The following is a 14,847-nucleotide window of genomic DNA, read 5'->3' on the forward strand; positions in this document are numbered from 1 at the left end:
GGTTGCGGTCGGCGGGGCACAACGCGTAAACCCGTACGCGTCGACTTCCCACAAAATCGATGGACAGCAACCCCACCGACGGAATCCACACTGTCACCGCTACGACTACTACTGTATTCCACACAAATCGCTCGGGATGGTCGCCCGAATCGTCTGCGGAAAACCGGGCGGCCCCGCCGAAAGCGGGTCGATTCCGAGTTCCGACGAACCGGACAACGGGATAGTCCCGCCGTCGAGTGCGATCATGAAGAAGAGTTCCATCTCGTTCCCGTACGTCCCGAACACGGGCCACGGTGGACCACCGGCCCTGTTTTGGGGCGGTATCGGGATTTTCTCGCTGACGAGCGTGTACCTGTTTTCCGTCTACGACCGGAAGTCGGGACGCTACGACGATTCGTCCGAAACGGACTTCGAAATCGCATCGGATAGCGAGACGGAAGACACCAAGGACGAGTGAGCCGCCAGTAGTTGTCGGCATAAATGATACATGAGGAGAGCAGATGAGCGGAGCGACGACTGCAACGGTTTCGGAGGAACGGCAGGAGCCTGTTTCAGAGAGTTTAATACCTGAATAATAATGTGACGGGGAGTTCGCATTCGACTATGGATTCTCCCTCCGACGACGCGCGACGTGACTTTCTCAAACTGACTGGTGCCGCTATCGGGGCAACCGGATTCGTCGGGACCGTGACCTCCGAGGCGGGAACGACCACGGCGACGAACCAAGCGTGGCCGACGTTCCAACACGATGCGGGAAACACGGGCGTCAGTCCCGACGGGACGGACCCCGGTTCGGGCGCGTGGATAGACTGGAGCGAACGGGTGAGCGACCGCCCGCTTCTCTCGCCCACCGTCGCCGGCGGTATCGTCTTCGTCGGCGACGTTTCCGGAAAGATAATCGCCTTCGACACGGACGACCGGGAGGTACGCTGGACGACGCACGTGGGGGGATTGGAGCGCGCACCGACCGTCGTCGGGGAGACGGTGTACGCCGTCGGAACCGACCTCGTCGCGCTCTCCGCCGCCGACGGAACCGAACGCTGGCGATTCGAAGTCGGTACCTCCGAGTCGTCTCCCGCAACCGCCGCCGACGGAACACTGTTCTTCAAAACCAGCGACGTGAACGGGCAGGGGGCCTGCCGGGCGGTCGATACCGAGACGGGAACGGAACGGTGGAACGTCCGTCTTTCGACGGGAAAGGACGCCGAAATCCCGAGCGCCGAGAACGTCCCCCCGGCGGTCGTCGACGGTATCGCGTACTTCGCTGACAAGGCGACGGTGTACGCCATCGACGCGGAGTCTGGCACACCCCTGTGGCAAACGGCGGTCGATAGCGTCATCAACCACGCGCCAACCGTCGTCGACGGTACCGTCTACGTCAGTGGAACGCGGACGTTCGCGCTCTCGGCCGACGACGGCCATACGGAGTGGAAAACCGACCTCGGCGACTCGGTACGTCTCGACCAGTCGCCCGCCGTCACCGACGACACCGTCGTCGTCACTGACGGCTCTCGGGCGCGGGTTTGGGCGCTCGGAACCAACGACGGGACGGTTCGATGGACGGTCGAAGGAAACGGCGGCTCCGCCGGAACCCCCGTCATCGCGGACGGAACGACCTACGTACCCATCGCCGACGACGATGACGGTCTCGTCGCGCTCGACCTGCACTCGGGCGACCAGCGATGGTGGGTGCCGATTCGAAACCTCAGTAATTCGTCGCTTCCGCCGGCCATAGACGAGGCCATCTACGTGGCCGGACGGGAGGGTTTCCTCTACGCCATCACCGACCCGGAATGGCTCGATTGGCAAGCCGACCAAATCGGGTCGGTCGCGGTCGGTGAAAACGTCTACGTCTCGAACGGGCGTGGTCACTTCTCCGCGCTGGACGCGAAAACCGGTTCGAAACGTTGGCGAGGCGAGGCCGACCGGACCCCGGTCACGGCGAACGGGATGGTCTATGGAACGGACTGGACCACCGTCGTCGCCTACTCGCCGAACGGTACCCAGCGGTGGCGCTCCGACCGTTCGAAGAAAATCACCGCCGGACCGGTGATCACGGACGAAGTCGCCGTCGTCGGCGGCGACGGGTGGGTGACAGCGCTCGATGCGAGCACCGGCGCGTATCGTTGGACGACAGAGAGTGGCTGCGACGATTTCGGCCCGGTCGAGACGCTTTCCGTCCACGGGGAAACGGCGTTCGCAGTTGCTGACGGACGCGTCGTGGCTCTCGACTGTGATGGACGACAATGGTCCGCCGGAAGCGGCGTCACCACCGTTGCTGTCGACGATGCGGTGTACGTCGGCACGGCGGACAACGAAGTGATCGCCTACGGTTTCGATGGAAGCGAACGATGGCGCGTGGCCCTCGATAACGGGACGGAAGTGACGAATCTCGTCGCGGACGACGGCCTCTACGCCGTGACGACGGCGGTCACGAGTACCGGAACTGATAGCAGGGAGTGGTTGGTCTCGCTCGATAATGGCGAGGAAGCGTGGACCTTCCACCCGAAGTTCTTCCCGTTCGGGTCCCTCTGTGAACCCACCGCCGCGGACGGCACGGTGTACGTCGGTGCGAGCGACCGCCGCGTTTACGCGCTTTCAGCGACGGATGGAACGGAACAGGAGCGGTTCGAAACCGGCGGTGAAGTCACCGCCGTCACGGTTTGCGGCGACCGCGTGTACGCGACGAGTGATGGAACCGACGCGTTTCAGCTGTGAGACACCCGATTAGGGTGCAGAACAGCGGTTCGGCCCCAGTTCGAGTTCGGTCGCTTCCTCCTCGTCTTCGGGTTCGTCCACGCCGCGATTGATGGCGATAACCGTCCCGTAATTCGGTGGTTTCTCCGGAACGTTTTCCGTAAGGTGGGAGACGAACTCCGCTTCGGACAACCGAAGTACGTCGAGTTCACGCCGCACGTCGCCAATCGTCGACCGAATCGGCTCGCCGGGGTGACCGTGCGTGAACTGTCCGTCCTCGGTGACGGTGACGTGACCGGGCAGGACGACGACGCTGTCCGGATCGCTCATCAGCACCTTGTGCAGCGAATCGTACTGCATCTCCGCACCTTTTCCGACATCTTCGTCGCCGAACTCCAGTTCGGTCCGTCCGATGGAGTCCACGAACAGGGTATCACCCGTGAGAACGGCCTCGTCGTCCACGAGATAGCTCGTGATTTCTGAGGTGTGACCCGGCGTGTAGACGGCCTTGATGTCCACCTCCCCGACGCGAACCACCTCGTTCCGACCGATTGCGTCGTACTCGTATTCGACGCCGCGTTTCCGGGCGCGGTCGCCGAGGTGATACGGAACGCCGAGTTCGTCGGCGAGACGGCGACCACCGGAGATGTGGTCGGCGTGGATGTGCGTATCGAACACGTGCGTGATTTCGTAGCCGTGAGCAGCGGCCGCGTCACGGAACTCGTCGAGGTGACGGCTCACGTCGATGGCCGCCGCCTCGCCGTCGTTTCCGACGAGGTAGCCGAGACATCCCTTCGAACGTCGCTGAATTTGTACGATTTCCGCATCGCCGCTCGTCTCGATGGGAACGTGTTCGTACACTTGGCTCCACGCTTCCATCCCGCCTTCGACGACTTTTACGTTCTCGAATCCGTGCGCTTCGAGCTCGTCCACGAAGTGCGACGACGAGATTCCTTTCGCGCAAATCGTGAAAACCTCGTCCGTTCCATCGAGCATCGACGCGACCGCCTCCGCGTCGTCTTCCGAAAGCGATTCCTCCGGACCGAACGGGACGTTCGTCGCGCCGTGGATGTGCCACGATTCGAAGCTCGATTCCGGTCGCGTGTCGAGGAGGGCGAACTCCTCGTCGGCGTCCTGCTTGTCCGCCAATTCCTCCGAAGTAATGGCTTCGACCATACGCGACGGTTGGACATCGACGGTGAAAATATTGTTGGATGTTGGGCCAACAATACAATACAATGGCGCGGTTGGACGACGAGCGGAACATCTGCCGTTCACCCGTTATCCCGTTCCATCGCACTTATCCACGTCACCCCCGAACCGAACACCGATGGAGCGAAGCGCGGCAATCGAACGCGTCGAGAAAATCGTCGAAACGGTCGAAAACGACACCATGCCGGTTCCCGTCCGGGAGATATGGGTGTACGGGGACGTCGCTCTCGGACTCGACCCCATCGACCGACTCGACGTGTACGTGACGAAGGACATCCTCCTCCGCGGTGACGACGCGGACCGCGAGGCGGAGTTCGTCGATTCTCACGGCGTGAAGGGCATCGGGAAGACGATTCGGGCGGAGTGGGCCGAGGAACACCCCGACCTGATTCGAGCGAGCGAGAACGGCTACACCGCCCCGGAGAAGTGTCTCGCGGCCCATCTGCTTCCGGACGACGAACCCGTTCACCTCGAAGTCTGTAATTCGAGTTTCGAGGACAACGTCACCCAACGTTTACGCGGAGCGATGGCACGCGAGGCCTACGAGCAAATCCTCGACCCACGAGGTGTGTGCCTGTGGGTCGACGGCCAGCGAAGCGAGGAAGCGTTCCGCAAACTACGCGAAGGGGAGTTCGCCTTCCCGACGCTCCCGGGCGCTCTGGAGATGCTCGGAATGGACGAAGGTGAGACCGAGAAAGCAGCACAAGCCGTCGAATCCTACCGACGGCGACAGGAGGGAACGACGGTTCGCGGCGACGTCGTGTAGCGACTGGGCAGTGGCGAACAGGTGGCACGGCTTTTGCTTCGCGCGAGGGAGCCATACTCCCGCCTCGGCCACTCGCGCAGCGGTTTTTAGGTCACGTCGGGGTTGGTTTCGGCTTCGTATTTAAACGCTCGCAGACGTGCCTCCGAAAAACGTCCTTCCCCTCTGTTTATTCCTCGAAACCGTCCTCGAACCGGAACGTGCCGTTTCGCTGGACGATTTCGCCGTCGACTTCGATGAACGAGTCCTCGCTCATATCGACGATCATATCGACGTGGGTGGCGCTCTCGTTGAGGGGTTGTCCGTCGGGGACCGTCTCGCCGATGGCTTGCCCGACGGCGAGGTGAACGGTGTCGCCCATCTTCTCGTCGAAGAGCATGTTGTATGTGAACCGATCGATGTCGCGGTTCATGCCGATGCCGAGTTCGCCGAGTCGTCGCGCGCCGTCGTCGGTATCGAGGACGCCCGCGAGGACCTCCTCGTTCTTCTCGGCGCTGAAATCGACGACCTCGCCCCCCTCGAACTTCAGCCACACGTTCTCCACGATGTTCCCCTGTCGAACGAGCGGTTTGTCGAACAGTATTTCGCCCTCGACGGAGTCGGGGACGGGTGCGGTGAACACCTCGCCACCGGGGAGGTTCTTCTCGCCGTAATCGTTGACGGTTTTCATTCCTTCGACGGACATCGTGAGGTCCGTCGCGTCGCCGGAGACGATGCGTACCTCGTCGGCGGGATCGAGGAGTTCGACCATCCGCTGTTGGTGTTCCCGTTGTTCGTCCCAATCCTTGTTCACTGCGCGGTAGACGAACGCTTCGTAGGCCTCCGTGCTCATCTCCGCCAGTTGGGCATCGCCCGGTGCGGGGAACTGCGTCCCGACCCAGCGTTTTCCCATCCGCTCCCGCTGGATGGGTGCGTTGGCGCGCGCTCGTTCGGCAGTCTTCTCGGCGGGGACGTCGCTCGTCTCCGCCGTGTTCTCGGATCCTTTGATGATGATCACCGCGTCCGTCTCCTCCAAGGCCGCCAACGTGTGGTCAAGGAGTTCGATATCGTCCGCGTCGCAGTTCCGTAAGAACGCCCGGTCCGCCCGCGGGCTTCGCATCGAAAGGGACGGTTTGGCCCCCCGTTCCCCGAGTTTTTCGTACAGCGCGACGGCGAGGTCCTCGGCGACGACAGGGGCCTGAATCTCGACGGTGTCGCCCGTCTCGATGCTCACAGAGTGGTCGACGATGACTTCGGCGTGTTCCCTGATTCGTGGGTCCATGTCGGTTACGAGACGCGTTAGCGTGAAAACGATTGCAGTTTAGATTCGGCCGGCGGTGACGTAGAACGGGACCACTTCGGCACGCCGATAGTCGTTTTCCTGCATCTGACTGACGACGGCGTGGCCCATCTCGCGCCACTCGGTGCGCAGATCCTCGTACTCATCGGGCGACAACGGTCCGACGAGCGTGTCCCGTTTGTCGGCCAACGCACCCGCCGTCGCCTTTCGTTTCGCGGCTTCGACGTCGCGGGACGAGTACGGTGGTTCGACGGTTTTCGCGTGGTGGTGCGGACGGGTGGAGATTCCGTCGAGTCCAGCGGTACGGAAAACCTCGCGCGTTCCCTCCCCACCGAGCGTGATGTCGGTGTTCGTCCCCGTGACGTACGCCTCGCGCGCCCGTCGGGAGAGGGTTCGTTCCGCCGGAACCGTCGATTCGACCGACACCGAGGAGTTGTCGGGTTCGATCGCGGCCACGAGGTCCGAGGAGACGCGGGCGAACTCCCGAACCGCCCGAACCGGGTCGGGGAGGTTGATGAGCAGCGCCTGACAGACCACGAGGTCGAAACAGTCGTCCGGAAACGGCAGGCGATGGGCGTCACCGGCGACGCAGGGGACGAACTCCTCCGCCACGGAGAGGAGGCGCGGGTCGGCATCCGTTCCGACGACTTCGCCCGGCGTCTCCTCCGCGAGGACGCGAGCGAGTTCGCCGGTGCCACACCCGACGTCCAGCACTCGCTGCCGGGAATCGAGGTCGAGGTGCGAGAGGGATTCGCGTGAGTCCCACATCCCGTCCCGCGTTCGTCGGAGGTAGTCGGCGGAGAACTCGCGCATCGTGGGTCGAATTTTCGCGGGCGGCGTGAAAAGCGAGGCGGTTCGCGGGGGACTGGTCGGAATACGGAACACAATATCCGGGATACCAACGTTGATACCACACCCAACGCCTACGAGTAGACAGTGTCATCACGTGCTGACTTTCTCGCCGGGGTTCGCGTCGCGCTGCCGATTACACTCGGTATCATTCCGTTCGGGATGGTCGCCGGGGTCGCCGCCGTCGACGTCGGAATTCCGGCGATACACGCCGTCGCGATGTCGGTCCTCATCTTCGCCGGTGCATCGCAACTCGCGGCGACCGAACTCATCGGCCGGAACGCCCCTCTCGCGGTCGTCGTCCTGACCGTCCTCGTCGTGAACCTCAGGATGATGATGTACAGCGCTTCCATCGCGCCGTACTTCGAACGCGAATCGGCGCGATGGAAAGCGGGACTTTCGTACCTCCTCACCGACCAGGCCTACGCCGTCTCCCTGCTGAAGTTCAGAAACGACGAGACCACCAGCAGACGGTGGTACTTCCTCGGCGTCGGACTGTCGTTGTGGGTCGTGTGGCAGGCCGCCACCGTCGTCGGAATTCTCCTCGGCGCGAGCGTTCCGGAGGGCTGGCACCTCGAATTCACCATCCCGTTGGTTTTCCTCGCCGTGCTGGTTCCGGCGGTCACCGACCGTGCGACGGTAGTCGCGGCGGCCGTCGGCGGCACGACTGCGGTCGCGGCCAACGGCTTGCCGTTCGACCTCGGCCTCGTCGTGGCGGCAGTCGTCGGCATCGCGGCCGGGTACGCCACTGAGGAGGTGGCCTGAATGTCGCCCGCGCCGACCACCGACTTCGACGCGGGAACGCTCTGGCTCGTCATCATCGCCGCGGGCATCGGCACCTACGCGATTCGCGGGTCGTTCATCGCCCTGTTCGGACGGTTGGACGAAGTTCCCGAGGGGGTAGAGCGCGCGCTCAGATTCGTTCCCGCGGCGGTTCTCGCCGCGCTGGTCGTCCCCCAGTTCGTGTACACCGATGGCGCGCTGGCGCTCTCGCTCAACAACCTCCAGTTGTTCGCGGGCGCGTTCGCCGTCGTCGTCGCGTGGCGCACCGAGAACATTCTGGCGACCCTCGTCGCCGGAATGGGCGCGCTGTGGCTGTTGAGCTACCTCGCGTAGTCGTATTTCGCGCGTACCGCTTTTTTGTGTCGTCGCGGCGGGCGTCCCTCGGTGGTCCGTCGGCGGTCCTACGAACTGCCGACGTTGCGCCAAATCGTCGCCACAAGGGCGATGACGACGCACGCCGCTGCAAGCGCCGTCACGACTGAATTTCCGGAGGAGTCGAATCGCCACCCGAAGGCGAGATAGCCGACGAGTCCGACGAGGAACGCGAGGAGGCCGAGGAGCCGGAGAGCAGGGGATTGGGAACGCATAGCATACGTATCGTCGCTTATCCAACAAAAACCTGTCCACGCGGCGGAGAGTAGACGGGACGATTTTTGGCCGTTCACTTCGCCGTTCTTCCGCGATGGTTCGAGCGGTCGCCAGCAATGTCCATTCCGCATCCACCCCGCACCCACATCCGCCCCGCCTCCGCATCCACCCCGCACCCACATCCGCCCCGCCTCCGCATCCACACCGCCGTCCGCACCGCCGGTGTCCCCACACCTCCCCGCCAGCGCGGCGATGCGCTCGCCGTTCGCATCGCTCACGACTCGCGTGAAACGCGCTGGCGCAACCTTCGGTTGTGAAGTGATACGTTCGTAACGGAGAAAATTCGAATACTCGGAATCGCTGCACGGAGCGTATAGCGCCCTCGAAACGGAGAGATTCGTTTTTACTCGTGGTTCTCCCGCAACTCCTTCACGCGGGCGATGTTCCACGAGAAGCCCTTGCCGTCTTCCGTCGGCGTTTCGAGGACGAACGGCACGTCTTCGAGTTCGGGGTGGTTGATTATCGCGGACATGCCCTCCTCGCCGATGTGGCCCTCGCCGATGAGGGCGTGTTCGTCCTTGTTCGTGCCGCACTCGTGTTTCGAGTCGTTCAGGTGGATGCACTTGAGGTGTTCGAGGCCGACGACGTCGTCGAACTCCTCGATGGTCTCCTCGACGCCTTCCCGCGTGGAGAGGTCGTACCCCGCGGCGAACGCGTGGGCCGTGTCGATACAGACGTCGAGGTCCTGCTCGGACTGTTCGAGCACGGTGGCGAGGTGTTCGAAGTCCCCGCCGAGTTTCGTCCCGCTTCCGGCGTCGCTCTCGATGAGGACGGTGACGCCCTCCGGAATGTCGAGTTCGTCCAGCGCGCTGACAGCGTTTTCGAGGCCGCCTTCGACGCCCGCGCCGGTGTGCGCGCCGAGGTGGACGTTGACGTATTCGACGCCGAGTTCGTCCGCGGCGTCCACCTCGGTCTGCATGCTGGCGATGGATTTCGCCCGAAGGTCGTCCTTCGGAGTGCAGAGGTTGACGAGGTACGAGGAGTGGATGACCCACGGGCCGTCGAGTTTCTCTTCGGTTTCGTCCACGAAGAGGGAGGCCTCCTCGTCGCTGAGGTCCGGGTCCTGCCACACCTGCGGCGAGGTGGTGAAAATCTGTCCGCAGTTGCCGCCGAACGTGACCTGCCGACAGACCGCGTTCGCGATGTTGCCGTGCGGTGGTTTCGCTTCGTCGCTCGTGACCTTCGAACTGGAGATGGAAACGTGTGCGCCGACTCTCATATTCACAGCCTACGGTTCGGAGGAGAAATGTACTTCGAAGCGTCGGCGACATATCCGGCAGCTTTCGCCACTTCCTCGACCCGAACCGTTAAATCAGTTGCCTGAGAGGTGCCCGTATGCCCGATTCAGGTGTGCTGTCGGTCGGGGACGACGCACCCGAGTTCAGCGCACCACTCGTCACCGCGGACGGTGAAGTCGAGGAGCGAGGACTGTCCTCGCTCCTGTCCAACGGGCCGGTCCTTCTCTCGTTCTATCCCAACGATTTCACGCCCGACTGCATCGATTCGTGGTGTTCGTTCCGCGATTACGACTGGTTCGCGAGCGGTGGAGACGTGCAGGTCGTCGGCGTCAGCAAATCCCGCTCGGCGACCCATCGCCGGTTCATCAACTACCTCGACATCCAGTTCCCGCTCTATACGGACTCCGAACTCGACATCGCAACCGCCTTCGGCGTGAAGTATCGCGTCTTCAAGATGGTCCACCGGGCGAAACGCTCGTGTTTTCTCATCGACCAGTCGGGCGTCGTCCGGTACGTCTGGGTCAGCGACCACCCCGTCGACCCGACGTTGGGACGGCCACCGTTGGGGGAAATTCACGAGACCATCGTGGACGTGTTCGGGTCGGATCCCGAAACCTTCGGCTTTTAACCGGCACGCGAGCGACTCTGTTCGTGGAAAAAGTAGCCATCGAGGAGATCGAATCGTTCGTCAGCGCGGCGGCGTGCTTCCGACCGCTTTCGACCGCGCTCGGAACAGACCACGTCGCCATCAACCACTACGAACTCGAACCGGGCGACAGCTTCGGCTTCTGTTACCATCGCCATCACGAACAGGAGGAAGTATTCGTCGTCGAATCCGGCACGGTGACTTTCGAGACGGAATCGGGCGACGTGCCAGTCTCGGCGGGGGAACTCGTTCGGTTCGGGCCGGGGGAGTTCCAACGCGGGACGAACCGCGGAACGGAGCGCGTCGTCGCGCTCGCGTTAGGTGCGCCGCGCGTGGAGAACGAACGGGTGGACCTCAGACGTGACTGCCCGGCATGCGGAGAACGAACCGAAGCGGAGATGTCGCGGGAGGATGGCGATGAAGACGAAGCGGCCATCGTCGCCGAATGCGCCGTCTGCGGGGCGGAGACGGGACGGTTTACCGCGTAGGAGGAAATCAGGCCGTCGGGTCCTCGCGCCGCCTCGTCCACGCGTCGCTTCCGAACTTCGCCTTCGCGTGGTCGCGTGCGCGTGACAGTTCGCCGTCCGTCCACGACCCTTCCGCGGCGTCACCCCAGTCGCGGAGGGCGTCCTCGACGGCCGTAACCGCGTCGTCGCGGTCGATGCTGACCTCCTCGTTGATGGTCGTCACCCGTTCGTGGAACTCCGCCGCCGACGTTTCGGGGTTCGAAAACGTCGATAGGTGACGCTTCGCGTCGAGGGCGAACTTCAGCGAACCGTGTTGGATGACCGCGTCCTTCCGGCGATACTGTGCGTTTCCGCTGATTTTCCGCCCGTTCGCTACCACGTCGTGGGCGGGGTGCAGTTCCCGAAGGTAACACGCCGGTTCGTGGATGACGGGGAGTTTCTCCTCGGTGAACCCGGCACCGACGCCCATCCGCTCGAACGCGTCGAAAATCGGCTCACAGAGGAGTTCGTACGTCTCCATCAGGTCGCCCGGCAGTTCGTCCGCGGGGGCGATGACGGAGTAGGAGATGTCGCCGTAGTTGTCGTGATAGATGCCGCCGCCGCCAGTCGGCCGCCGGGTAACGGTGATGCCTTCCTCCTCGCAGAACGCCCAATCCACCGTCTCGGGGTCTTGCCGGTAGCCGAGCGACAGCGTACTCGGGTCCCATCGGTACACTCGAAGGGTTCGTGGCCCGCCATCGGCGGCGGTTTCGGCCGCGATTTCGTCGATCGCCATGTTCATCGGGCCGTCCCACGATTCCTCTCGAACGAGTCGCCAGTCCCTGTCCGCCAGCGTCATGCCACGGTGTTCGCATGGCTGAACGAAATCGGTTACGGACGACGGACCGACGAAAAGACCGCGAGAAAACGGGTATCCGGCGACGATTGGGACGAACGAAGCCGCTACGACCGCTCGAAAGTCCCGGTGAAACGATCCTCCACCATCACGTGCCCCGCGAGCGCGTCGTCCAACTCCCGTCGCGGCGCACCCGGAGACAGGTCCAGCGTATCATCGACGGCGATCAGTCGAAACCGATACCCGTGAGGGCCGTGGCCCTCGGGCGGACGTGGACCGCCGTAGCCCACGTCGCCGAAGTCGTTCCGTCCCTGCGACGCGTCGCCGAGGGTCGTGACCGTCTCCGTCGTCGGCACGTCCTCCGGGATTTCGACGGTGTCCGGCGGCAGGTTCCACATCGTCCAGTGGGTGAACGTCGTGTTCGGCGCGTCCGGGTCGTCGACGATGAGGGCGAGCGACGCCGCGTCGTCGGGTGCGCCACCGACGGTCAGTTCCGGTGAGACGTCCGCGCCGTCCTTGGTGAACTTCTCGGGAATCTCCTTGCCGTGCGTGAACGCCGACGTTCGAATCGAGAGGTCGGTCATACGTCCCACGTCCGGTTCGCGTTTCAATAGGGATGGCGGCCGAGGGTCACTCCACCGTCTGCCACAACAGGAAGAGAACGACGATGAGCAGGAGTTGAACGAGTTTGTCCACGAGGCCGAGCGGTTCGTACACGTTCGGCCAGCGCAGGCCGAAGTACGCGGCGAACTGGATGCCGGTGTACGCGATACCGACCGGATACAGAACCCGTCGATCGAATCCCACCCAGAGGAGGATGATGGCCCCGAAGAAGCCCAACCCCGCCAAAATGAATAGGATTCCGAAGATTCCCTCGCCGAGATCTTCCACCCCTTCGTAGAGGTGGATGAGGCCGGTAATCGCGGCGAGAACGATACCGACGTAATCGAGCGACGTCAGTCCATCCGTGTTGTCGAACCACGTGCGAGTTTCCGTTGCCATACGGGCGGGGCAACCGCGAACGAATTAGCGATGACGGCCACCGGTGTACGACCCGACCGTTCACGACGTTGGTTTACTGTCCGCCATTCGGACACAAAAACCGATGCAATGGAGCGGAACGATCGATTTAACGGCTCGATAATGAAAGGAGAACGGTGCGTCAGTCCACACGGAGACGACGATGGCCGCAGAACTACGGTTGGACGAAGACGAGCGCGTTCGGTAGCGATCTCCCTGCTGAAACTCCCGCTCGTTTTCGTGGGGATGGCGGCGTATTCGCTTCTTTTCCTGCCGTTTACGTGGCTTTTCGTGCGTGCCGCCGTCCCGGCGCTGTTTCACTTCTGCCTCGAATCGCTCGTGGGACGGACGCCGGGGAAGAGGTTGGTCGGCATCACCGTCGTTTCCGAGGACGGGTCGCTGCCGTCGACGCGGGCGCTCGCGATACGGAACCTCCTCCGACCGCTCGACTTCGCGGTGGGTTACGCACTCGGCTTCGTCACGATGGTCATGACGGACCGCCGACAACGAATCGGCGACGCGATGGCGAAAACGGTCGTCGTGAAGGTGAAATCGGGAACACGAAACCACACAATCAGCTAAATATTCTCCCGTCGTAACAGGTTATATGCGTCTCGTGCAGATTCTCGTCCCTCGCGGCAGACGGACGGACGTCCTCGATGTACTGGACGAGGAGGGGGTAGACTACGCCGTGTTCGACGAAACGGGTCGGACGGAGTTCTCCGCGCTGGTCACGTTTCCGGTACCGCCGAGCGCCGTCGAACCCATCCTCGAAAAACTCCGCGATGTGGGCATCGAGGAGGACGCCTTCACGATCGTTTTACAGCCGGAAACGGTCGTTTCGAGACGAATCGGCGAACTCAAGCGGCGGTATGCCGGAGTGAACATCGCCCGCGAGGAACTCCGCGACAGGGCGGCCGAGATGGCTCCCGACCGCTCGACGTTCTTCTCCATGACGGTCATCAGCACCATCATCGCGGCGACCGGGCTCTTGCTCGACTCGTCGGCCGTCATCATCGGCGCGATGGTCATCGCACCCCTGATGGGTCCGGCGATGGCCGCGAGCGTCGGAACGGTCGTGGACGAACCCGATTTGGTGTCGCGGGGCGTCTGGTACCAGATTATCGGCCTGCTGGTCGCCATCGCGAGCGCGGCCCTCTTCGGCTTCCTCGTTCAGGGGACCGTCCTCATCCCACCCGGACTCGATATCCGAACGATTCCGGCGATAACGGAGCGATTCACGCCGAACTTCCTGTCGTTGCTGTTGGCCCTCGGTGCGGGCGCGGCGGGCGTCATCAGCCTCATGCGCGGTGCCGGATCGGTCATCGTCGGCGTGATGATCGCCGTCGCGCTGGTTCCACCGGCCGCCACCGTCGGCCTCGGAATCGCGTGGCTCGATTTCGGCGTCGCGTTGGGCGGCACCGTGAACGTCCTCGTGAACCTTCTCTCGATCAACCTGACCGCACTGGCGCTGCTGTGGGTGTCCGGCTATCGCCCCGAACGGGTGCGCTCCGTCGGGGAAGCGCGCTCCAGAACGCTCGTGCGAATCGGGGTCATTCTCGTCGCCATCGCGGTTCTCTCGCTCGGACTGGGACTCGTCACCTACGGAACGAACCGCACGACGGTCTATCAGGAGCAGGCGAACGGCGAAATCCACTCGCTGTTCGACGGGGAGGACGCACCGTACGCGGACTACCAACTCGTGGACTCCTCGGTGACGTACCGACCGTTGGATTTCTATCAGGGGGAACCCGCCCACGTTCGAATCGTCACCGACCCACCGGGCCGGCCGCCGGACGACATCGCCCAGAGGATCGACCGCGATATCACCCGACGGACGGGACAGCAAACGACCGTCGAAGTGGTGTTCGTGCAATCGCAAGAATCGACGTAAAGCGCGGTCCGGCGCTCCGGTCTGGGATTCGTTCGCCGGTCGGCAGTGATTTGGTGGCGCGGACACGACGTCGGCCGTGATGACCGACGCTTCCTCGCCGGATTCCTCCCCGACCGGACTCCTTCACCACGTCGAACTGTACGCGAGCGATTTCGACGCCTCGAAATCGTTCTGGGGCTGGTTACTCACAGAACTCGGTTACGACGTGTATCAGGATTGGGACGGCGGGCGGTCGTGGAAACGGGGGGAAACGTACATCGTTCTCGTGCAGGCGGACGAGAAATTCACGAACGAACCGTACCACCGCCGTCGGCCGGGATTGAACCACCTCGCGTTTCACGCCGAATCGCGCGACCACGTGGAGGAGTTGACGCAAAAATTGCGTTCCCGGAACGTCCCGATTCTGTACGAGGACGACCACCCGTTCGCAGGCGGCGACGACCACTACGCCGTCTACTTCGAGGACCCGGAGCGAATCAAGGTCGAACTCGTCGCGCCGGAGTGACCGCTCGGGTG

General features: G+C 63.2%; 18 protein-coding genes. 10 read left to right on the forward strand and 8 right to left on the reverse strand.

All coding sequences use genetic code 11. The annotated features are described in order from the left end of the window. Positions 1-136 precede the first annotated feature (136 nt). Both ACGYLY_RS09625 and ACGYLY_RS09630 read left to right on the forward strand, forming a co-directional pair. On the forward strand, positions 137-457 hold the full coding sequence (locus tag ACGYLY_RS09625) for a hypothetical protein (RefSeq protein WP_395281866.1): 321 nt from the start codon (positions 137-139) through the stop codon (positions 455-457). 146 nt (positions 458-603) lie between these two features. Further along, complete coding sequence (locus ACGYLY_RS09630; RefSeq protein WP_395281865.1) at positions 604-2,718, forward strand: PQQ-binding-like beta-propeller repeat protein; 2,115 nt, start codon at positions 604-606, stop codon at positions 2,716-2,718. A gap of 9 nt (positions 2,719-2,727) precedes the next feature. On the opposite strand, the gene ACGYLY_RS09635 is transcribed toward ACGYLY_RS09630, so the two are convergent. After that, entirely contained in the window at positions 2,728-3,873 is a 1,146-nt protein-coding gene (locus ACGYLY_RS09635) for a rhodanese-like domain-containing protein (protein WP_395281864.1), read from the reverse strand. 154 nt (positions 3,874-4,027) lie between these two features. On the opposite strand from ACGYLY_RS09635, the gene ACGYLY_RS09640 reads away from it, so the two are divergent. After that, positions 4,028-4,675: a hypothetical protein gene (locus tag ACGYLY_RS09640; RefSeq protein ID WP_395281863.1), complete on the forward strand. Its 648-nt coding sequence runs from the start codon at positions 4,028-4,030 to the stop codon at positions 4,673-4,675. Between the two features lie 166 nt (positions 4,676-4,841). Here the strand turns inward: ACGYLY_RS09640 and ACGYLY_RS09645 are convergent, their stop codons facing one another. Further along, positions 4,842-5,933 carry an aminopeptidase gene (locus ACGYLY_RS09645; protein ID WP_395281862.1) on the reverse strand — a complete coding sequence of 364 codons (1,092 nt, stop codon included), beginning with the start codon at positions 5,931-5,933 and terminating at the stop codon, positions 4,842-4,844. A 39-nt stretch (positions 5,934-5,972) separates the two neighbouring features. After that, positions 5,973-6,764: a class I SAM-dependent methyltransferase gene (locus ACGYLY_RS09650; protein ID WP_395281861.1), complete on the reverse strand. Its 792-nt coding sequence runs from the start codon at positions 6,762-6,764 to the stop codon at positions 5,973-5,975. A gap of 123 nt (positions 6,765-6,887) precedes the next feature. Here ACGYLY_RS09650 and ACGYLY_RS09655 point away from each other — a divergent pair, with 123 nt between their 5' ends. Further along, complete coding sequence (locus ACGYLY_RS09655; RefSeq protein ID WP_231184262.1) at positions 6,888-7,565, forward strand: AzlC family ABC transporter permease; 678 nt, start codon at positions 6,888-6,890, stop codon at positions 7,563-7,565. Beyond that, positions 7,566-7,916, forward strand: coding sequence for an AzlD domain-containing protein (locus tag ACGYLY_RS09660; protein ID WP_395281860.1), 351 nt, complete (start codon positions 7,566-7,568; stop codon positions 7,914-7,916). A gap of 68 nt (positions 7,917-7,984) precedes the next feature. Here ACGYLY_RS09660 and ACGYLY_RS09665 read toward each other — a convergent pair whose 3' ends face one another. Together ACGYLY_RS09665 and ACGYLY_RS09670 are read right to left on the reverse strand one after the other, a co-directional pair. Next, positions 7,985-8,449 (reverse strand): hypothetical protein, encoded by a 465-nt coding sequence (locus tag ACGYLY_RS09665; RefSeq protein ID WP_395281859.1) that lies wholly within the window; start codon positions 8,447-8,449, stop codon positions 7,985-7,987. Positions 8,450-8,574: 125 nt separating this feature from the next. After that, positions 8,575-9,450, reverse strand: a complete 876-nt coding sequence (locus ACGYLY_RS09670) for a deoxyribonuclease IV (RefSeq protein WP_395281858.1) — start codon at positions 9,448-9,450, stop codon at positions 8,575-8,577. A gap of 116 nt (positions 9,451-9,566) precedes the next feature. Between ACGYLY_RS09670 and ACGYLY_RS09675 the strand changes: the two genes are divergently transcribed. Beyond that, the gene (locus ACGYLY_RS09675) at positions 9,567-10,097 is read left to right on the forward strand and encodes a peroxiredoxin (protein WP_395281857.1); all 531 of its coding nucleotides are present in this window, start codon (positions 9,567-9,569) and stop codon (positions 10,095-10,097) included. A gap of 23 nt (positions 10,098-10,120) precedes the next feature. Continuing rightward, positions 10,121-10,603 (forward strand): cupin domain-containing protein, encoded by a 483-nt coding sequence (locus ACGYLY_RS09680; protein ID WP_395281856.1) that lies wholly within the window; start codon positions 10,121-10,123, stop codon positions 10,601-10,603. Between the two features lie 7 nt (positions 10,604-10,610). Here the strand turns inward: ACGYLY_RS09680 and ACGYLY_RS09685 are convergent, their stop codons facing one another. From ACGYLY_RS09685 to ACGYLY_RS09695, 3 genes are all read right to left on the reverse strand, one after another. Then, complete coding sequence (locus ACGYLY_RS09685) at positions 10,611-11,420, reverse strand: biotin/lipoate A/B protein ligase family protein (RefSeq protein WP_395281855.1); 810 nt, start codon at positions 11,418-11,420, stop codon at positions 10,611-10,613. A 104-nt stretch (positions 11,421-11,524) separates the two neighbouring features. Beyond that, entirely contained in the window at positions 11,525-12,001 is a 477-nt protein-coding gene (locus ACGYLY_RS09690; protein ID WP_395281853.1) for a YbhB/YbcL family Raf kinase inhibitor-like protein, read from the reverse strand. 46 nt (positions 12,002-12,047) lie between these two features. After that, positions 12,048-12,419 (reverse strand): hypothetical protein, encoded by a 372-nt coding sequence (locus ACGYLY_RS09695; RefSeq protein WP_395281852.1) that lies wholly within the window; start codon positions 12,417-12,419, stop codon positions 12,048-12,050. 141 nt (positions 12,420-12,560) lie between these two features. On the opposite strand from ACGYLY_RS09695, the gene ACGYLY_RS09700 reads away from it, so the two are divergent. From ACGYLY_RS09700 to ACGYLY_RS09710, 3 genes are all read left to right on the forward strand, one after another. Then, entirely contained in the window at positions 12,561-13,019 is a 459-nt protein-coding gene (locus ACGYLY_RS09700; protein ID WP_395281851.1) for an RDD family protein, read from the forward strand. 25 nt (positions 13,020-13,044) lie between these two features. Beyond that, on the forward strand, positions 13,045-14,331 hold the full coding sequence (locus ACGYLY_RS09705; protein ID WP_395281850.1) for a TIGR00341 family protein: 1,287 nt from the start codon (positions 13,045-13,047) through the stop codon (positions 14,329-14,331). Positions 14,332-14,410: 79 nt separating this feature from the next. Then, positions 14,411-14,836 carry a VOC family protein gene (locus ACGYLY_RS09710; protein WP_395281849.1) on the forward strand — a complete coding sequence of 142 codons (426 nt, stop codon included), beginning with the start codon at positions 14,411-14,413 and terminating at the stop codon, positions 14,834-14,836. Positions 14,837-14,847: the final 11 nt, after the last annotated feature.

The sequence above is a fragment of the Haladaptatus sp. CMAA 1909 genome (assembly GCF_043952005.1).
GTDB lineage: Archaea > Halobacteriota > Halobacteria > Halobacteriales > Haladaptataceae > Haladaptatus.